Origin of the sequence: Streptomyces tendae (assembly GCF_008632955.1) — a bacterium.
Taxonomy (GTDB): domain Bacteria; phylum Actinomycetota; class Actinomycetes; order Streptomycetales; family Streptomycetaceae; genus Streptomyces.
Genome location: NZ_CP043959.1, coordinates 4,861,823 through 4,880,154, shown reverse-complemented (window position 1 = coordinate 4,880,154; position 18,332 = coordinate 4,861,823). Strand labels below are relative to the sequence as shown.

The following is an 18,332-nucleotide window of genomic DNA, read 5'->3' as shown; positions in this document are numbered from 1 at the left end:
GCCGTCGGCGTCCCGGCCCGACCCCGGGAAGTTCGACCGTCGTTCGACGGCTCAGGCGCTCCGGTCAGGTGCCGGTGTGCGGCGGCGGGGCAGCATCGTGCGGATCAGCGGCCAGGCGAGCAGGAGCGCCACGACGGCGTACACCGTCACCGAGAACGGCGTGTCGACCAGACCGCCGACGCTTCCGTCGCTGATCTGCAGTGCGCGGCGGAGCTGCTGCTCGGCGGCCGGACCGAGGATGACACCGATGACGGCGGGCAGCACCGGCAGGCCGTAGCGCCGCATGCCGAACCCGATCAGCCCGATGACCAGCAGCAGCACCAGGTCGATCACCTCACCGCCGACGGCGTACGCGCCCACCGCTGCGAAGAACATGATCCCGGCGTACAGGTACGGCCGCGGGACGCGCAGCAGTTTCGCCCACACCGGGGCGAGCGGCAGGTTCAGCGCCAGCAGCAGCACCATGCCGACGAACAGCGAGGCGATCAGGCCCCACACCAGGTCGGGTTCGCGTTCGAACAGCAGCGGGCCCGGCTGGATGCCGTACTGCTGGAACGCGGCCAGCATGACCGCCGCCACCGCCGTGGTCGGCAGGCCCAGCGTCAGCATCGACACCAGCGTGCCCGCCGCCGAGGCGGACGCCGCCGACTCGGGGCCCGCCACCCCTTCGATCGCGCCCTTGCCCCACTCGTCCTTGTGCTTCGACAGCCGCTTCTCCGTCACGTACGACAGGAAGGTCGGGATCTCCGCGCCGCCCGCCGGGATCGCGCCGAACGGGAAACCGATGAACGGGCCGCGCGCCCAGGACTTCCAGGTGCGCCGCAGATCCGCGCGGCCCAGCCACGGCCGGCCCACCGGGATCGGGTCCGGCGGCCGGCGCCGCAGATGGGCCGCCACCCACAGGGCCTCACCGATCGCGAACAGACCCACCGCGACGATCACCACGTCCACGCCGTCGGCGAGTTGCAGCGAACCGAAGGTCAGCCGCTGTTGTCCGGTCATCTGGTCCAGGCCCACCAGGCCGATCGTCAGACCGATCAGCAGCGAGGCCAGACCCCGGATCCGCGACGAACCGAGGACCGAGGTCACGGCGATGAACGCGAGCACCATGATGGCGAAATAGTCCGGGGCGCCGATGTCCACCGCCAGGTCGGCGACCGTCGGCGCCAGCGCCACCAGCAGGACCGTCCCCACCATGCCGCCCGCGAAGTGGCCGATGGCGGCGGCCGCGAGGGCCTGCGCGCCGCGCCCCGACTTCGCCATCGGGTTGCCCTCCATGGCCGCGACGACGGCCGCGCTCTCGCCGGGCGTGTTCAGCAGGATCGAGGTCGTCGACCCGCCGAACATCGCGCCGTAGTAGATGCCGGCGAACATGATGAACGCGCCGGTCGGCTCCAGTCCGTACGTCACCGGCAGCAGCAGGGCCACCGCCATCGCCGGGCCGATGCCGGGCAGGACGCCGATGGCCGTGCCGAGCAGCACGCCGACCGCCGCCCAGAGCAGATTGAGCGGGGTGAGGGCCGTACCGAAGCCGTCCAGGAGGGAGTTGAGGGCATTCACGTCACAGCACTCCCATCAGCGGACCGCCGGGCAGCGGCACTCCGAGCAGCTTGTCGAACAGGGCGTAGGTGAACAGCGAGAGCACCGCCGCGATCAGCGGGTCGCGGTCCGCTCTGCGGCTGCCCAGCGCGAAGGCGGCGCCCCAGAAGAGCAGGGCGCCCGCGGCGGGGAAACCGAGCGGCTCGATGAGGACGGCGGAGCCGAGGAACACCCCGGAGAGCAGCAGCACGGTGCGCCAGTCGGCGGGTTCGGTCAGGTCGATGTCCTCACCGGCCTCCGCCTGGCCCCGGCCGCCGCGCAGCACGTCGATGGCGAGGAGGGTGGCGACGATGAGCAGTCCGATGCCGACGACGACGGGCACGGTCCTCGGTCCCACGGGGCCGCGCTGGGTGATGTCGACGTCCATGGTGAGGGCGTCGGTGAGGACGAGGACGCCGAGGGCCAGGAGGAGGACGCTGACGCCCAGTTCGGAGCGGTCGTGGAGCCAGGAGCGGAACGTGTGGGGGGCGTCGGGGGTGCCGGGGGTCGAGGGGGGCGGGGATGCGGTGGGTTTCGTCACAGGCCGAGCTCCTTCAGTACCGAGACCACGCGCTCGTCCTCGGCGGCGAGGAACGCGCCGAACTCGTCGCCGGTCAGGAACGCGTCGTCCCAGCCGTTGCGCTCCATCGACTCCTGCCACTCCTTCGAGTCGTGCAGCTCCTCCAGCAGCCGGACGAGCCTGCCGCGTTCGGCGTCGGTGAGGCCCGGCGGGGCGACGACGCCCCGCCAGTTCGTGAACTCCACGTCGTAACCGGACTCCTTGAGGGTGGGCGCGTCGAGGCCCGGTACGCGCTCGGGTCCGGTCACCGCGAGCAGGCGCAGTTCGCCGGCCTCGATCTGGTCGCGGTACTCGCCGACCCCGGAGACGCCGAAGGCCACCTTGTTGCCGAGGATCGAGGCGAGCAGTTCGCCTCCCCCGTCGAAGGGGATGTAGTTCACGTTCTTGGGCGGGATCCCCGCCGCCTGCGCCATCAGCATCGGCGCCAGGTGGTCGGGGCCGCCGGGGGAGGAGCCGCCGCCCACCGGCAGCCGGCCGGGGTTCTCCTTCCAGGCCCGGATCAGGCCGTCGACGGTCCGGTACGGGGAGTCCTTGGCGACCACCACCACGTCCTGCTCCTCGGTGAGCCGGGCGATGGGCGTGGTGTCCGCGAGGGTGCGGGGCGCGTCGTTGGAGCGGACGGCGCCGACCACGCCGAGCCCCATCGACATCGCCAGCTTGCCGTTGCCGCGCTCGCCGACCAGGCGGGTCAGGCCGACCGTGCCGCCGGCCCCGGGCAGGTTGAACACCTCGACGGAACGGGTGAGTCCGGCGTCCTCGGCGTTCTTCGCGGCCGTACGCGCGGTGATGTCGTATCCGCCGCCCGGCGTGTTGGGGACCATGAGGCGCAGGCCCGGGATGTGGGTGCCGCTGTCGGTGCCGCTGCCGGTCGTGAGCAGCGGGGGGCCCACGAGGACGAGCAGGGCGGCTCCGAGCAGGGCCAGGGGTGTGCGCAGGCGCACGAGTGCCACCACCTGTCGGTCGGGTCGTCTGGAATGCACGTCGGATCCCGGGGAGGGGAGGGTGACGCGGGCCACATGGTGCCGGGGTGGGGGCGGGCTGTCGCGGTTACGGAAGCAATGGAGGTTGTGGTCGTTGTGTCCACGGGGCGCGTGTGCCGTGCAGGAGTTCCGCAGCTCTCCCGCAGCTCTTTGCCGCGGTGGGGGTGGGCGTCATGATGGCGGTATGCGGGACGGGGAGGGGGCGGCCGACACCATCGCGGTGCTCGTGGTCGACGACGATTTCAGGGTGGCGCGGGTGCACCGGGCGTACGTCGAACGGGTCGACGGGTTCCGGGTGGTGGGCGTCGCCGGCAGCGGAGAGCAGGCCGTCGCCGCGGTGGACGAACTCCGTCCCGGTCTGGTGCTGCTCGATCTGTATCTGCCCGACGTGTTCGGTCTCGACGTCATCCCCCGGCTGCGCGCCGCCGGACACGACTGCGACGTCATGGTCATCAGCGCCGCCCGGGAGGCGGAGGCGGTGCGCGGCGCGGTGCGGCACGGCGTCGTCGACTACCTGTTGAAGCCCTTCGACTTCACGGACCTGCGGGGACGTCTGGAGCGGTACGCCGTCCAGCGCGGGCGGATGCGGGACACGGTGGTACGGGGGCAGGCGGACGTCGACCGGGTGCTGGCGGGGACGGCGACGATGCCCGTCTCGCCGGTGCTGCCCAAGGGGATGAGCGCGGAGACCGCCGGGCTGATCGAGCGGACGCTGCGGGAGGCGGACGGGAGTCTGTCGGCGAGTGAGTGCGCGGAGCTGACCGGGGTGTCGCGCGTGAGCGCCCGTCGCTATCTGGAGTACTTCCACTCGGTGGGGGTGGCGGAGGTGTCGCTGCGGTACGGGGCCACGGGGCGGCCTGAGCGGCGGTACCGGTGGGTGGTGCCCAGGGCTCGGGCCGCAGGGGTGCAGGCGGCGTCGTCTCGGGTGCGGGGCGGAGCCTAGGGCCGGGCGGGCCGGCGCTCCCCGGAAGGAGCCGGGCGCTCCCTGTGCCGATGAGGAGCGCCCGGGCGGTCCAGCCCCCGGTTCAGCCGCGCCGCGGTCCCCGTGGGAACGACGCCGGGAAGCGGGATGACGCCACCGCCAGTGCCGTCGCCGCGCTCGCGACGCCCAGGACCGCGCCCGCCGCCACGTCCCCCGGATAGTGCACCCCCGTATGGACGCGGGAGTACCCCACTGCCCCCGCCAACGCCCCCAGCGGCACCGACGCGGCCGGCAGCACCGTCCCCACCGCCGTCGCGAAGGCGACCGCGGACGCCGTGTGCCCGGAGGGGAACGACGCCGACATGGGCATGGGTACATGCCGGTCCACCGTCACCCGGGCCGCCTCCCGGTCCGGACGGTCACGGCGCACCAGCCGCTTGCCCAGCAGGTTCGCCGACGCCGAGGCCACCGCCACGGCCCCGACGCCGGCGAGCGCCGCACGGCGTGGGCGGGAGCCCGCGAGGGCCAGCGCGCCGGCGATGGCGAACGAGATCTTGGAGTGGTCGGCCGCGTGGGAGAGCCGGCGCAACGCACGGTCGAGGGTCGGCGTCGGAGTGGCGGCGACCGCCGCGTACAGGGCGCCGTCCACCGCTCTGAGGTCGCTCAGCACCGCGGCGGCGACCCTGCGCAGGCCGTCGGCGGGCGGTACGGGTCTCGTGACGTTCCGGTCGGTGGGCGGCTCGCTCATCTGTCTCTCCCGCGGTGACATCGTCGAGTGGCGTACCCGCCCCCTGGGGCGGGACGCACCGGGTGCCCACGGTACGCAAGATCCACGCGCCGGACCCGCCCGCCCCACCCGTCCGCGGTTCAGGCCGCCCGGAACGTCCGCAGCCGCAGCGAGTTGCCCACCACGAACACCGAGGAGAACGCCATGGCCGCGCCCGCGATCATGGGGTTGAGCAGCCCGGCCGCCGCGAGCGGCAGCGCGGCGACGTTGTAGGCGAACGCCCAGAACAGGTTGGAGCGGATGGTGCCGAGGGTGCGGCGGGCGAGCCGGACGGCGTCCGCCGCGGCCCGCAGGTCGCCCCGGACCAGGGTGAGGTCGCCGGCCTCGATCGCCGCGTCCGTGCCGGTGCCCATCGCCAGCCCCAGGTCGGCCTGGGCGAGGGCCGCCGCGTCGTTGACGCCGTCGCCGACCATGGCGACCGAACGCCCTTCGGACTGAAGGCGCTTGACGACGTCCACCTTGTCCTGGGGCAGCACCTCCGCGAACACGTCGTCGGGTGCGATGCCCACCTCGTGGGCCACGGACCGGGCCACCGCCTCGTTGTCGCCCGTCAGGAGGACCGGGCGCAGTCCGAGGGCGCGCAGGCGTCGCACCGCCTCGGGGCTTGTCTCCTTGACGGTGTCGGCGATCTCCAGCACGGCGCGGACCTCGCCGTCCCAGGCGGCCAGGACGGCGGTGCGGCCGGCCGCCTCCGCCCGGTCGAGGGCGCGGCGCAGGCTTCCGGGGACGGTCAGGGACCAGTCGGCCATGAGCCGGGGGCGGCCGATCAGGACCGCGTGGCCCTCGACGACGCCCTGGGCGCCCAGTCCGGGGACGGCGGCGAAGTCCTCCGGGACGGGCAGGGTGCCCAGCTTCTCCCGTGCGGCGTCGGCGACGGCGCGGGCGATCGGGTGTTCCGAGGGGTGCTCGACCGCGCCCGCGAGCCGCAGGACGTCCGTCGCGTCGGTGCCCTCGGCGGGGTGGACGGCCAGGAGGCTCATACGGCCCGTGGTCACGGTGCCGGTCTTGTCGAGGACCACCGTGTCGACCCGGCGGGTGGACTCCAGCACCTCCGGCCCCTTGATGAGGATGCCGAGCTGGGCGCCGCGTCCGGTGCCGACCATCAGCGCGGTCGGCGTGGCGAGGCCGAGCGCGCAGGGGCAGGCGATGATCAGGACGGCCACGGCGGCGGTGAACGCGGCCGTCGCACCGGCGCCGTTGCCGATCCAGAAGCCCAGCGTGGCCAGGGCGAGCGCGATGACCACGGGGACGAAGACCGCGGAGATCCGGTCGGCGAGCCGCTGGGCGGACGCCTTGCCGTTCTGCGCGTCCTCGACCAGCCGCGCCATGCGGGCGAGCTGCGTGTCCGCGCCGACCCGCGTGGCCTCCACGACGAGACGGCCGCCCGCGTTGACCGTGGCGCCCGTGACCTGGTCGCCGCTCGTGACTTCGACGGGCACGGACTCCCCGGTGAGCATCGACGCGTCCACCGCGGAGGACCCCTCGACGACGGTGCCGTCGGTCGCGATCTTCTCGCCCGGGCGGACCAGGAAGCGGTCGCCGACCGCCAGCGCGGTGACGGGACGGGTCTCCTCCCGGCCGTCCTGGAGGAGGACGGTGACGTCCTTCGCGCCCAGTTCCAGCAGTGCGCGCAGGGCGGCTCCGGCCCTGCGCTTGGCGCGCGCCTCGAAGTAGCGGCCGGCCAGGATGAACGCCGTGACGCCCGCCGCCGCCTCCAGGTAGAGATTCCCGGTGCCGTCCGAGCGGGCCACGGTGAACTCGAAGGGATGCGTCATGCCCGGCGTGCCGGCGGTGCCGAGGAAGAGGGCACACAGCGACCACAGGAACGCGGCCGACGTGCCGACCGAGATCAGCGTGTCCATGGTGGCCGCGCCGTGGCGGGCGTTGGTGAGGGCGGCCCGGTGGAACGGCCAGGCGGCATACGTCACGACCGGCGCCGCGAGCGTCAGCGACAGCCACTGCCAGTACTCGAACTGCAGGGCCGGGACCATCGCCATCGCGATCACGGGCACCGACAGCACGACGGCCGTGATCAGCCGCTCGCGCAGCGGCCGGAGTTCGTCCGGTCCGTCGGCGGGCGGCTCCTCGGGAGGCGCGGGTTCGCGGGCGGTGTACCCGGTGGCCTCGACCGTGGCGATCAGGTCGGGGACGGTCACCCCGTCGTCGTAGGAGACCCGGGCCTTCTCGGTGGCGTAGTTGACCGTGGCGGTGACGCCCTTCATCCGGTTGAGCTTCCTCTCGATCCGCGCGGCACACGAGGCGCAGGTCATGCCCCCGATGGAGAGTTCCACCTCGGCGGGGGCGGCGGTCGGGCGGACGGTCATGGCGTGGCTCCTAGCGGGTACGGGGCGGGGGTATCGAGCATGGGATAGGTGTATACCCCGGTAGGGTATCTCTCGCAAGGTGTTCGCTGGCTTGACTTGGTACCCCCTAGGGGTATCGTGAGCTGTGTCGATCGGCTCGTGGTTGGGTCACGGGCCGCAATTCCAGGGGAGAGACGGACATGAAGACCGGACTGAAGACCGCCACGTTCGCCGCCGCCCTGGCCGCCACGTTCGGCACCGCCTACGGCGTGGGCCAGGCCTTCGACCCGGTGGTCCAGGACCGCCCGCAGACCCACGAGGCGCGACATCCGTCGGGGGAGCGGGAACACGGGGGCGCGCACGCCGCCGTGGCGGCCGGCGGGCTGCAGATCTCCGAGGACGGCTACACCCTCGACCTCGAGACCCCGGCTGTCACCGCCGGTCAGCGGGCCGAGCTGCGCTTCACCGTGCGCGACGCGGACGGCCGGCCGGTCACCGAGTACCGCCGCGAGCACGACAAGGAACTGCACCTCATCGTGGCCTCCCGCGACCTGGTGACCTACCGCCACCTCCACCCCGTGCGCGCCGCCGACGGCACCTGGAGCACACGGACCGACCTGTCACGCGCCGGCGGGTACCGGGTGTTCGCCGACTTCACCCCGGACCGGCAGGGCGCGGAGAACCTCACCCTCGGCGCCGACCTGGCCGCCTCCGGCCCCTACACGCCCCAGGACCTGCCGCGACCGGCCGCCACGGCCCACGTCGACGGCTACGACGTCGAGCTGACCGGGACGCTGCGGCCCGGCCGGGCGGGCGAACTGCGCCTGACCGTCTCCCGCGACGGCAGGCCGGTCACCGACCTCCAGCCCTACCTCGGCGCCTACGGCCACCTGGTCGCCCTGCGGGCCGGGGACCTCGCCTATCTGCACGTCCACCCCGAGGGCGCACCGGGCGACGGCAGCACCGAGCCCGGACCCCACGTGTCCTTCACGGCGACCGCGCCGAGCGGCGGCAGCTACCGCCTGTTCCTGGACTTCAAGCACGACGGAGTCGTCCGCACCGCCGCCTTCACCGTCGAGGCGGGCGAGACAGCCGCCGAGCAGCCCCGGCCGAGCACCTCAGCCGGCCACGGCGACACACCGGAACACTCCGACGGCCACGGCCACTGAGCCTCAGCCCAGCGCCCGGTCCAGGTTGTACGCGGCGCTGATCAGGGCGAGATGGGTGAACGCCTGCGGGAAGTTGCCCTGCTGGTTGCCGGTGTGGCCGATCTCCTCGGCGTACAGGCCCAGATGGTTGCCGTAGGTGAGCATCTTCTCGAAGGCCAGCCGGGCCTCGTCGAGCCGCCCGGCCCGGGTCAGCGCCTCGACGTACCAGAACGAGCAGATGGAGAACGTGCCCTCCTCGCCGTGCAGTCCGTCGGGGCTCACCTGCGGGTCGTAGCGGTAGACCAGCGAGTCCGAGACCAGCTCCCGGGTCAGACAGTCCAGCGTGGACAGCCACCTGGGGTCCTTCGGCGCGATGAACTTCGACATCGGCATCATCAGCAGCGCGGCGTCCAGCACCTCCCCGCCCTCGTGCTGGACGAACGCCTGCAGCTCGTCCGACCAGCAGTCGGTCATGATCCGCCGGTAGATCGTGTCCCGGAACTCCATCCAGCGCGGCAGGTCGGCGGGCAGACCGCGGCGGCGTGCCATCCGTACGCCGCGCTCGATCGCCACCCAGCACATCAGCCGCGAGTACAGGAAGTTCTTCCGCCCGCCGCGCGTCTCCCAGATGCCCTCGTCGGGCTGGTCCCAGTGCGTGCACACCCAGTCCACCAGCGCCGTCACATGGTCCCACTGCTCGCTCGAGATCGGCTCGGCCCACTTGTCGTAGAGGTAGATCGAGTCGATCAGGGCGCCGTAGACGTCCAGTTGCAGCTGGTCGGCCGCCGCGTTGCCGACCCGGACCGGCGTGGAGCCGTGGTGGCCCTCCAGGTGGTCCAGCGTGCGCTCCGGCAGATCGGTACGGCCGTCGATGCCGTACATGATCTGCAGCGGGCCCGACGGCTTGGCGTCGCCCGGGCTGATGTGCCGGGAGACGAACGCCATGAACGCCTCGGCCTCCTCGGTGAAGCCCAGCCGCAGCATGGCGTACACGCAGAACGCCGCGTCGCGTACCCACATGTACCGGTAGTCCCAGTTGCGTTCACCGCCGAACTCCTCCGGCAGGCTGGTGGTGGGCGCCGCGACGATCGCCCCGGTGGGCGCGTACGTGAGCAGCTTCAGGGTGAGGGCGGAGCGGTGCACCATCTCCCGCCAGCGTCCCCGGTAACGCGAGGAGGACAGCCAGTCACGCCAGTAGCGCACGGTGGCGGCGAACTCCTCCTCCGCCTCCCTGTGCGCGCACCCGCGCGGTGCCAGCTCGTCACCGAGCTGGTCCAGGGCGAACACGGCCGTCTCGCCCTCGGCGAGCTTGAAGTCGGCCCGTACGTCGGGCCCGTCCTGCTCCAGCGCGACGGTGGAGGTGAGGGCGAGGTCCAGGTCCTCGGAGGCGAAGACCGCCACGTCCCCGGTGACGCGTACGGTGTGCGGCTGCGTCGCGTAGCCGAACCGGGGCGCCACGCGGGCGCGGAACGGCAGTGAGCCGCGGACGCACAGCACCCGCCGGATCAGCCGGTGCCGGCCCTCCTCGACGGACTCGCCGGACACGGGCATGAAATCCTGCACCTCACCGACGCCGTCCTCGGTGTAGTAGCGGGTGATCAGCACGTTGGTGTCGGGGAAGTAGAACTGCTTGGTGCGGGCCGGCACGGCGGCCGCCAGTTCGAAGCAGCCGCCCCGGTCGGCGTCCAGGAGCGCGGCGAACACGCTCGGGGCGTCGAAGCACGGGACGCAGTACCAGTCGATGGTGCCGTCGGTCGCCACCAGTGCCACGCTGCGCAGATCGCCGATCAGCCCGTGATCGGCGATCGGCATGTACCGCCGGGGTCCCGATCCGTCCCTCTGCTGGGCCGTCGTCCCGTCCATCGCAGCCTCCTCGGCCGGCGCACGTGCTTCCACCAGCTTAGGCAGCCCACGCCCGACGGGGCCCGGCCGGCGACGGCCCGTGGCCCGGCGGGCTCGGGGGGAACCGCCGTCCACGGGCTTCCGACCAGGGGATACGTCCGTCCCGGGGGGAGCTAGCGGCGTACGGCCCTGAGGACCACGAACTTCGGGTCCGACGCAACGACCTCGCTGTTGCCGAACAGCCGGCGCAGCTTCACGTGGTAGCCCAGGTGCCGATTGCCGACCACCCACAGTTCGCCGCCGGGACGCAGGGTGCGGCGGGCGCCGGTGAACATCCGCCAGGCCGTGGCGTCGGTGGTCGCCTGGTGGGAGTGGAAGGGCGGGTTGTTGAGCACCAGATCGACACTGCCCGCCGGGACGCCCGCCAGGCCGTCGCCGACCCGGAACTCGGCCTGTCCGTTCACGTCGTTCGCCCGGTAGGTGTCCTGGGCCGAGGCGACCGCCTGGAAGGACTCGTCCACGAACAGCACCTCGGCGTTCGGGTCGGCCAGCGCCATCGCCGTCCCCACCACGCCGTTGCCGCAGCCCAGGTCGACCACCCGGCCGCCCCGGCCGGCGGGCAGGTGCCGCAGGAAGAACCGGGTGCCGATGTCGAGCCGGTCCGCGCAGAACACCCCGGCGTGGTTGACGACCGTCCGGCCCGAGACGGGCCCGACGTCCTGCGGCAACGTGTAGCGGTACGGCCACGGGTTCGCCGGACGCGCCGGCGCGGGGTCCGGCGTGCAGAAGATCAGCCGGGCCTTCCGCTCGGCCAGGGAGGTCCGGGTCGGGCCGAGGATCCGCTCGAAGAGGGCCAGTGTCGAGGTGTGGATCTCCTTCACCATGCCGGTGCCCACCACGACCGTGTCCGCGTGCACCGACGGCGCCAGCCGCAGCAGCTGGTCCTCCAGCAGCGCCAGACTCTTGGGCACCCGCACCAGCAGCACGTCGATCCGCCCCGGCGGGGCGTCCTGCGTGGTGAGCAGCCGGACCGCGCCCGGTTCGACACCGTTGCGGGCGAGGTTGGCGCGGGTGGCCTCCTGCCCGAGCCAGGAGTCGGTGATCTGCGTCGGGCGGTGCGCGGCGAGCGCCGTGACCAGCGCGCCCCACCGGTCGCCGACGACCACGACCGTGCCGGACAACGGTGGCCGGCGGTCGGCGAGATGCCTGAGGAGATACTCGTCGGACGCGTCCCAGGCGCGCAGCCTGTCCCGCGGGTCCTCGGGGAAGCGGGTCAGCACCGGCTCGCCCCACGGAGTCGTCATACGGTCGTTCATCGTGCAGCCAGGCTAGCCGAGCCGCAGCTCAGCGCGGCCCGGCGGACGGCGGGGCCGCCGGGGGCGCACGCCCCGGGGGGAGAGTGACCCGTGCCGGACCGCCGGTGCCGGGCGCCGGGGCGCCGCCCGGCACGTCGGCCGCCTGTCGTCCGGGGCCGTAGCGGATCATGGGAGACTCGCCGTCATGAGCGGGAAGGCGGACCCCCGGCCGGCGGGGGAAGGGACCACCTCCAGGACGCGGCTGGAACGCGGGCGCGGTGCGCTCGGACCCGCGCTGGAGCTCGTGCACACCGGACGCGCCCCGACCCGCGCGGTACTCACCGCGGAGCTCGGCGTCACCCGGGCCACGGCCGGTGCGGTGGCCGCCGAGCTGGAGGCGCTCGGACTGATCCGTGTGGACGCCCGGCCCGGCGCCGCCGCGGGATCCCAGGGACGCCCCTCGCACCGGCTGTCCGTCGCCGAGGACGGCCCCGTGGCGCTCGCCGCGCAGATCCACGCCGACGGCTACCGCGCGGCCCTGGTCGGACTCGGCGGCCGGATCGTCGCCACGGCGCCCGGCAGCGAGGTCGTCGACGCCGACCCGGCGAAGGTCCTCGGCTCCGTCGTCGCGGCCGGCGCCGAGCTGCTGCGGGAGACCGGACGGCGGTGCGTGGGCGCCGGACTCGCGGTGCCCTCGGCGGTCGCCGAACCGGAAGGACTGGCGCTGAACCCCCTGCACGTGGCCTGGCCCGCGGGGGCGCCGGTGCGGGAGATCTTCGCCGAGCAGGTGCGCGCCGCCGGCCTCCACGGCCCCGCCTTCGCGGCCAACGACGTCAACCTCGCCGCCCTCGCCGAGCACCGGCACGGCGCCGGGCGGGGCTCGCGCGACCTGCTGTGCGTGGCCACCGGCCACCGCGGTGTCGGCGGCGCGCTGGTGCTCGACGGCCGTCTGCACACGGGCAGTTCGGGCCTCGCCCTGGAGGTCGGCCACCTCGCCGTCAACCCGGCCGGGCGCCCCTGCCACTGCGGCAGCCGGGGCTGTCTGGACGTCGAGGCGGACCCGCTCGCCCTGCTCACCGCGGCGGGACGCGAGCCGGGCCCGGAGATGTCGCTGCTGAAGCAGGCCGACGACCTGATCCGCGGGCAGTACGACGACCCGGACGTGCGCCGCGCCACCGAACAGCTCGTCGACCGGCTCGGCCTCGGTCTGTCCGGACTGGTCAACATCCTCAACCCGGACCGCATCATCCTCGGCGGGCTGCACCGCACCCTGCTGGAGGCCGACCCGGACCGGCTGCGCGCCGTCGTCGCCGAGCGCAGCCTGTGGGGACGCAGTGGCGGCGTACCCATCCTCGCCTGCACCCTGGATCACAACAGTCTGGTCGGCGCGGCGGAGCTGGCCTGGCAGCCGGTGCTGGACGATCCTCTTGGGGCACTGGGGTAAGGACGAGTACCGACCGACAGAAGGCCGACCGCATGACCGACAAGCTCACCGTCAGTGTCCTGGGCACCGGCATCATGGGTGCCGCGATGGCCCGCAACCTGGCCCGCGCGGGGCACACCGTCCGCGTGTGGAACCGGACGCGCGCGAAGGCCGAGCCGCTGGCCGCCGACGGCGCCCACGTCGCCGGCACCCCCGCCGAGGCGGTGGAGTCCGCCGACGTGGTGCTGACCATGCTGTACGACGGCCCCGCCGCCCTGGAGGCCGTGCGCGCCGCCGCCGCCGCCCTGCGCCCCGGAACCGCCTGGGCGCAGGGCACCACCAGCGGCATCGAGGACGTCGCCGAACTGGCCGCCTTCGCCCGCGAACACGGCCTGCACTTCTACGACTCCCCGGTGCTGGGCACCCGCCGCCCCGCCGAGGAAGGACAGCTCACGGTGCTCGCCGCCGGGCCCGCCGCGGGCCGGGACACGGTGACCCCGGTGTTCGACGCGGTGGGTGCCCGCACCGTGTGGACCGGGGAGGACGGCGCGGCGGCGAGCGCCACCCGGCTGAAGCTGGTCGCCAACAGCTGGGTGCTCGCGGCCACCGCCGCCGCGGGCGAGACCCTCGCCCTGGCCGGCGCCCTCGACGTCGCACCGGACGCCTTCTTCGACCTCATCGCCGGTGGACCGCTCGACATGGGCTATCTGCACGCGAAGGCCCAGCTGATCCTCGAGGAGCGGCTGTCCCCGGCCCAGTTCGCCGTGAAGACCGCCGCGAAGGACGCCGCGCTGATCGTGCGGGCCGGTGAGCGGGGCGGCGTACGGCTCGACGTCGCCGCCGCGAGCGCCCGCCGCCTGGAGCGGGCCGCGCGCGCGGGGCACGGCGACGAGGACATGGCCGCCGCCTACTACGCCAGCTTCGACGACGGGCCTGCGGCCTCCGCCTGACCACCCCCCACCCATCCTTCCGATCCCCCCACGACCGCGAGGAGTTCCCTGTGTCCAAGCCCCCGCTGCCGCCCGAGGCCGACGCGCTGCTGCGCAAGCCCAATCCCTGCGTGATGGCGACCCTGCGCTCCGACGGCGCGCCCGTCTCCACCCCCACCTGGTACCTGTGGGAGGACGGCCGCGCGCTGGTCAACTTCGACGAGGGCCGGGTCCGCCTGGGCCACATCCGCCGTGACCCGCGCGTCACGCTCACCGTCCTCGCCGAGGACGACTGGTACACCCACGTCACCCTCCTCGGCCGCGTGACCGAGATGTACGACGACGAGGACCTGGCCGACATCGACCGCCTCTCCCGCCACTACGGCGGCTCGCCGTACCCCGACCGCGAGCGCCGCCGGGTGAGCGCGTGGGTGGAGGTCGAGCGCTGGCACGGCTGGGGCGCCATGAAGGACAGCGACCAGACCGGCTGAGCCGAGGGCCCCGGACGCACCGGACCGGTGGGTCCGGGGCCCTCGCCTTTCGCGGAGGGCGCGGAGCAGCCGTTCACCCCTGCGTACTCCCCGGGCGGTACGCCGGGTGCCGCCGGCCGTACGACGACCGGACCCCCCTCCCGGGGCGAGTCTCGAAGTGTCGCCGAGGGGCGACGGGACACCGCACCCGAGGAGTTGAACGATCATGGAGACGCTGGCGCACTTCGGTGACGGCGGGCCCGGCCCGTGGATCCTGCTGTTCCCCCTGTTCTGGGCCCTGGTCGTCGGGCTCGGCATCACCCTGCTGCGGCGCACGGGGTGGCGCGGCCGGCGCGGACCGCACGGGCCCGCCGCACGGGCCGACTCGCCCGTCGCCGTCCTCGGCCGCCGCTTCGCCTCCGGCGAGATCGACGAGGACGAGTACTGGCGCCGCCTGTCCGTGCTGGAGGAGCACTTCGGCAGCCGGGACTGAGCCGGACACGGCCACGGCCGCCCGTGGACGGACCGCCGCCGTGGGGGACCACCGGCGGTCCGGCGCGGCGCCGCAGGGCAGGGTGATGTGGATCACCCCTGTCTGCTGTGACGGTTAAGAGGGGCGGCGCGCTGCACGGAGTGAGGCGTCCCGTGGGGCCATCGAGCCCCCTGTGACCGCCGCAGCTTCCGTCGGCCCGTCCGGGCCGCTTCACCGGGGTGGGGAATCCTTTGAGCCGCAGTACGCGACGCCGTCGTGCCGTGTCGCACGCCTACAGACCGCTGAGCCTGAAACGCCGGGCGTGGCTGACGCTCGGCGCCGTGGTCCTCGGGGGCGGGGGCGTGGTCACCTACGCCACGGCCAGCCCCTCCGGAGGACCCGAGGCCGCCGGGCAGGACCGGAGGCCGGTCGAGGTCTACGACCTGACCCTGCAGGGCTCCGCGGCCGACGAGCGCAAGCTGCCGCGCACCGAGACGGAGCAGTTCTCCCTCGTCGGCGTCTCCTGGACGGGGGCGCTCAAGCCGCTGGAGGGCACCGCGCAGGTGCGCACCCGCAGCCTGGAGACCGGCGCCTGGGGGGCCTGGCACGACCTGGAGCTGGACGCCGCCCCGCCGGAGAAGCCGGAGGCCGGCATGCGCGGGGCGTCCCACCCGCTGTGGGTCGGGCCCTCCGACGGTGTGGAGGCCCGGGTCGCCCGCGAGGACGGCACGACCGCGGCCCTGCCCAAGGGCCTCGAGGTCAACCTGGTCGACCCGGGTGTGGTGACCGAGGCCGAGACGCGGATGAGCGCGCCCGAGCCGGCCGCGTTCGTCGCCGACGAGAGCCCGTCCCCGTCCCCGGAGCCCACCGCGCCGCCGTCGACCGTGCCACAGCCGCCGGTCACCTCGCGTGCGGACTGGGGCGCCGACGAGTCGAAGAGCCCCGACCCGTCGGAGTACAACGCCGACGTCAAGGCGGTGTTCGTCCACCACACCGACGGCGCCAACGACTACGACTGTGCGGAGTCGGCCTCCCTCGTGCGCGGCATCTACGCGTACCACACGGAGGTCAACAAGTGGAACGACGTCGGCTACAACTTCCTCGTCGACAAGTGCGGGACGGTCTTCGAGGGCCGCAAGGGCGGCATCGACCGGCCCGTACTGGGCGCCCACACCTACGGCTTCAACCGTGAGTCGGCGGGCATCGCGGTGCTCGGTGAGTACGGCTCCACCGCCGCCTCGGACGCCGCCCTCACCGCCGTCGCCCGCGTGTCGGCCTGGAAGCTCGGCCAGTACGGCGCCGACCCGTCCGGCAGCGTCCAGCTCACCGCCGGCGCGACGCAGAAGAACTACTTCGGCACCAGCTTCACGTCGGGCACGGCGTACACGTTCAAGCGCGTCTCCGCCCACCGCGACGGATTCAACACCCAGTGCCCGGGCGACGCCCTGTACGCGCAGCTGCCGACCGTCCGCGCCTGGGCGGCGGGGCCGGTCGCCGGCCTGAAGATCGTGTCCCTCACCGACGCGGCCGCGAAGGGCTCGACGTACTACACCAAGGGCACGCCCGTCGTGCGCTGGTCGGCCACCACACCGGCCGCGCTGATCAAGAGGTACGAGGTGCTCGTCGACGGCCAGGCCGTCGCCGCCACCTCGGGCGCCGGCTACGCCAAGCGGCTCGCCCTGGCCACCGGGACCCACACCGTGACCGTGCGCGCGACCCACCAGTCCGGCACGACGACGACCACGGCCCCGCTGACCGTCGTGGCGGAGACGACCGCGCCGACGTTCACCGGCCCGCCCACGCTGGCCCTGCGCACCGGCACCGTCAACACCGGCTCCGTCCCGGTCGCCCTGCGCTGGAAGGCGGCCGACGACCAGGCCCTGCGCCAGGTGCAGCTGCTGTCCCCGGCAACCGCCACCTTCAGCGCCGCCGCCTACCTCTCCAACCGCACCGCGAAGCCAGGCACGGCAGCCGCCTGGTCGATGCGGGCGTACGACTACGCCGGCAACTACCGCAACGCCTCCGCGACCTACACCCCGGTGATCCTCCAGGAGAGCGCGGCGGTCAGGACGGGCAGCTGGAGCGCGCGCACCTCTTCCAGCTACCTCGGCGGCAGGTCGTACTCCAGCGCGTCCAAGGGCGCGAGCCTGACGTGGACGTTCACCGGCCGCTCGGCGGCCTGGGTGGTGTCCCGGGCGTCGAGTTCGGGCCAGGCGTACGTGTACGTCGACGGCGTGAAGGCCGCCACGGTGGACCTGAGGTCGGCGACCACGAGCTACCGCCAGGCGATCTGGACGAAGTCGTGGTCGGCCAACGCCAAGCACACGGTCAAGATCGTGGTGGTGGGCACGAGCGGCCGGCCCACCGTCACCACGGACGGACTCGTCTACCTCAGGTAGAGGTCCCCCGCGCGCCGCCGTCCGGCCGCGGCACCCCGCGGACCACGGGGCCGCGGGGTGCCGCGCTCCCGGCGGGGCGCCGCTGCCTCCCCGCCCGGTCAGCCGGGAACGGCGGACCGGGCGGGAGCGGGTTCGGCCCGTCGGACGTCGGAGACGTGGTCGACGAGCGCGACCTCCGTGAACCGGGGCTCGGCCGGTTCGGCGGCGGTGTGCACCGGGCGCCGGTCCCAGGCCACCGGGGCGGTCGCCGCGGACGTCGGCAGTGTGAACCACACGACCTTGCCGGACTCGCCGTCCGGCAGCACGCCCCAGCTCTCGCTCATGGCGGCCACCATCGCCAGACCGCGCCCGCACGTGGCGAGCGGTCCGGCGTCCGCGACGACCGGCAGCCGCGGATCGTGGTCATGCACCGACACCTTCAGCCGGTCGAGCAGCAGTTCCATCTCGACGGTGCATGTCTTGTCGGGCTGTGCGTGTCGGTGGACGTTGGACAAGAGCTCTGTCACACCGAGCGAGGCCCGGTCTATCAGGGGGTCCATATGCCAGTAGCGCAATTGCGCAGATACGATTCTGCGGACCTGGCCGATCCGCGACGGCAGGGCTTGGAGCTCCACCGTGCAGTGCCTGCTTGGGTGACTGATCACGGCTGCGACTCCCCGACGTGAGGTCCGGAAGAACACGGAGTACGGATCCAGCAGGGCGCCTGCGTGACGCTGCCGCCTGCTGTCGTGGCCGGCGGGCTGGTTCGCAGCGTTATCGCCGGTAAACCCAGAGTGACGTGAGAACAGCGTGACGCAGGGGGTGGGGTGGCGCAACTCGCGGACATCTCAGGCGCCGCGCCCCGCCGCCCGGCGAACGGCCTCGATGAAGCGCCGGGCCGCCGGCGGACCCGGCTGCCCGGGTGCCGGGTCGTGGTCCCCGAGGGTGAGCAGGTACCGGTGGCCGTTGAGGTCGGCCAGCGCCCGGTCGTCGGGCGCGAACCAGGGCCGCGTCGCCCGGACGGCCTGCACCGGCGCGCTGTCGATCTCGGTGCCGTAGCTGGTGAGCAACTCCAGCCGCCCGTCGCTGATCCGGACCTGTCCGGCCCGGGTGAGCGAACGCAGCCGCCGGCCGATCCGCACGCCCGTGGCCGTGAACTCCGGCTCCGCCATGCCCCGCCCCCTCTGTGCGCGTCGGTGTGCCGGACCGTGCTCCGCGGGCCGGC

Annotated in this window: 16 protein-coding genes; 7 read left to right on the top strand and 9 right to left on the bottom strand. The window is 73.6% G+C overall.

Annotated features, from left to right (window positions below; all coding sequences use genetic code 11):
• Positions 1 to 51 precede the first annotated feature (51 nt).
• The 3 genes from F3L20_RS22440 to F3L20_RS22430 are packed head-to-tail and all read right to left on the bottom strand — an operon-like array spanning position 52 to position 3,099.
• Positions 52 to 1,560, bottom strand: a complete 1,509-nt coding sequence (locus tag F3L20_RS22440) for a tripartite tricarboxylate transporter permease (protein WP_150155899.1) — start codon at positions 1,558 to 1,560, stop codon at positions 52 to 54.
• 1 nt (position 1,561) lies between these two features.
• The gene (locus tag F3L20_RS22435) at positions 1,562 to 2,119 is read right to left on the bottom strand and encodes a tripartite tricarboxylate transporter TctB family protein (RefSeq protein ID WP_150155898.1); all 558 of its coding nucleotides are present in this window, start codon (positions 2,117 to 2,119) and stop codon (positions 1,562 to 1,564) included.
• Entirely contained in the window at positions 2,116 to 3,099 is a 984-nt protein-coding gene (locus F3L20_RS22430; protein WP_167534716.1) for a Bug family tripartite tricarboxylate transporter substrate binding protein, read from the bottom strand. Before F3L20_RS22430 ends, F3L20_RS22435 begins: the two co-directional genes overlap by 4 nt.
• Before the next feature lie 223 nt (positions 3,100 to 3,322).
• Here F3L20_RS22430 and F3L20_RS22425 point away from each other — a divergent pair, with 223 nt between their 5' ends.
• Entirely contained in the window at positions 3,323 to 4,081 is a 759-nt protein-coding gene (locus F3L20_RS22425) for a response regulator (protein ID WP_150155896.1), read from the top strand.
• Between the two features lie 82 nt (positions 4,082 to 4,163).
• Here the strand turns inward: F3L20_RS22425 and F3L20_RS22420 are convergent, their stop codons facing one another.
• Positions 4,164 to 4,808, bottom strand: coding sequence for a phosphatase PAP2 family protein (locus F3L20_RS22420; RefSeq protein WP_145825938.1), 645 nt, complete (start codon positions 4,806 to 4,808; stop codon positions 4,164 to 4,166).
• Between the two features lie 119 nt (positions 4,809 to 4,927).
• On the bottom strand, positions 4,928 to 7,171 hold the full coding sequence (locus F3L20_RS22415) for a heavy metal translocating P-type ATPase (protein WP_150155895.1): 2,244 nt from the start codon (positions 7,169 to 7,171) through the stop codon (positions 4,928 to 4,930).
• A 179-nt stretch (positions 7,172 to 7,350) separates the two neighbouring features.
• Between F3L20_RS22415 and F3L20_RS22410 the strand changes: the two genes are divergently transcribed.
• Positions 7,351 to 8,319 carry a hypothetical protein gene (locus F3L20_RS22410; RefSeq protein WP_150155894.1) on the top strand — a complete coding sequence of 323 codons (969 nt, stop codon included), beginning with the start codon at positions 7,351 to 7,353 and terminating at the stop codon, positions 8,317 to 8,319.
• A gap of 3 nt (positions 8,320 to 8,322) precedes the next feature.
• Here the strand turns inward: F3L20_RS22410 and F3L20_RS22405 are convergent, their stop codons facing one another.
• Positions 8,323 to 10,161: a glycoside hydrolase family 15 protein gene (locus F3L20_RS22405; RefSeq protein ID WP_150155893.1), complete on the bottom strand. Its 1,839-nt coding sequence runs from the start codon at positions 10,159 to 10,161 to the stop codon at positions 8,323 to 8,325.
• Positions 10,162 to 10,313: 152 nt separating this feature from the next.
• Entirely contained in the window at positions 10,314 to 11,444 is a 1,131-nt protein-coding gene (locus tag F3L20_RS22400) for a methyltransferase (RefSeq protein WP_150155892.1), read from the bottom strand.
• 196 nt (positions 11,445 to 11,640) lie between these two features.
• On the opposite strand from F3L20_RS22400, the gene F3L20_RS22395 reads away from it, so the two are divergent.
• The 5 genes from F3L20_RS22395 to F3L20_RS22375 all read left to right on the top strand — a co-directional run bounded on the left by F3L20_RS22395 (position 11,641) and on the right by F3L20_RS22375 (position 17,128).
• Complete coding sequence (locus F3L20_RS22395; protein WP_150155891.1) at positions 11,641 to 12,879, top strand: ROK family protein; 1,239 nt, start codon at positions 11,641 to 11,643, stop codon at positions 12,877 to 12,879.
• A gap of 32 nt (positions 12,880 to 12,911) precedes the next feature.
• The gene (locus F3L20_RS22390) at positions 12,912 to 13,808 is read left to right on the top strand and encodes an NAD(P)-dependent oxidoreductase (protein ID WP_150155890.1); all 897 of its coding nucleotides are present in this window, start codon (positions 12,912 to 12,914) and stop codon (positions 13,806 to 13,808) included.
• Between the two features lie 50 nt (positions 13,809 to 13,858).
• Positions 13,859 to 14,278, top strand: coding sequence for a PPOX class F420-dependent oxidoreductase (locus F3L20_RS22385; RefSeq protein WP_150155889.1), 420 nt, complete (start codon positions 13,859 to 13,861; stop codon positions 14,276 to 14,278).
• A 205-nt stretch (positions 14,279 to 14,483) separates the two neighbouring features.
• The gene (locus F3L20_RS22380) at positions 14,484 to 14,750 is read left to right on the top strand and encodes an SHOCT domain-containing protein (protein WP_150155888.1); all 267 of its coding nucleotides are present in this window, start codon (positions 14,484 to 14,486) and stop codon (positions 14,748 to 14,750) included.
• Positions 14,751 to 15,037: 287 nt separating this feature from the next.
• Positions 15,038 to 17,128: a peptidoglycan recognition protein family protein gene (locus F3L20_RS22375; protein WP_150157465.1), complete on the top strand. Its 2,091-nt coding sequence runs from the start codon at positions 15,038 to 15,040 to the stop codon at positions 17,126 to 17,128.
• Positions 17,129 to 17,226: 98 nt separating this feature from the next.
• On the opposite strand, the gene F3L20_RS22370 is transcribed toward F3L20_RS22375, so the two are convergent.
• Both F3L20_RS22370 and F3L20_RS22365 read right to left on the bottom strand, forming a co-directional pair.
• Positions 17,227 to 17,772, bottom strand: a complete 546-nt coding sequence (locus F3L20_RS22370; protein WP_150155887.1) for an ATP-binding protein — start codon at positions 17,770 to 17,772, stop codon at positions 17,227 to 17,229.
• Between the two features lie 183 nt (positions 17,773 to 17,955).
• Positions 17,956 to 18,279: a hypothetical protein gene (locus F3L20_RS22365; RefSeq protein ID WP_150155886.1), complete on the bottom strand. Its 324-nt coding sequence runs from the start codon at positions 18,277 to 18,279 to the stop codon at positions 17,956 to 17,958.
• Positions 18,280 to 18,332: the final 53 nt, after the last annotated feature.

Bases quoted from the DNA above. Each gene is read 5' to 3' on its own strand.
- F3L20_RS22410 (WP_150155894.1), top strand. From the start codon at position 7,351: ATGAAGACCGGACTGAAGACCGCCACGTTCGCCGCCGCCCTGGCCGCC.
- F3L20_RS22400 (WP_150155892.1), bottom strand. From the start codon at position 11,444: ATGACGACTCCGTGGGGCGAGCCGGTGCTGACCCGCTTCCCCGAGGAC.
- F3L20_RS22380 (WP_150155888.1), top strand. From the start codon at position 14,484: ATGGAGACGCTGGCGCACTTCGGTGACGGCGGGCCCGGCCCGTGGATC.
- F3L20_RS22415 (WP_150155895.1), bottom strand. From the start codon at position 7,171: ATGACCGTCCGCCCGACCGCCGCCCCCGCCGAGGTGGAACTCTCCATC.
- F3L20_RS22420 (WP_145825938.1), bottom strand. From the start codon at position 4,808: ATGAGCGAGCCGCCCACCGACCGGAACGTCACGAGACCCGTACCGCCC.
- F3L20_RS22365 (WP_150155886.1), bottom strand. From the start codon at position 18,279: ATGGCGGAGCCGGAGTTCACGGCCACGGGCGTGCGGATCGGCCGGCGG.
- F3L20_RS22405 (WP_150155893.1), bottom strand. From the start codon at position 10,161: ATGGACGGGACGACGGCCCAGCAGAGGGACGGATCGGGACCCCGGCGG.
- F3L20_RS22425 (WP_150155896.1), top strand. From the start codon at position 3,323: ATGCGGGACGGGGAGGGGGCGGCCGACACCATCGCGGTGCTCGTGGTC.
- F3L20_RS22395 (WP_150155891.1), top strand. From the start codon at position 11,641: ATGAGCGGGAAGGCGGACCCCCGGCCGGCGGGGGAAGGGACCACCTCC.
- F3L20_RS22390 (WP_150155890.1), top strand. From the start codon at position 12,912: ATGACCGACAAGCTCACCGTCAGTGTCCTGGGCACCGGCATCATGGGT.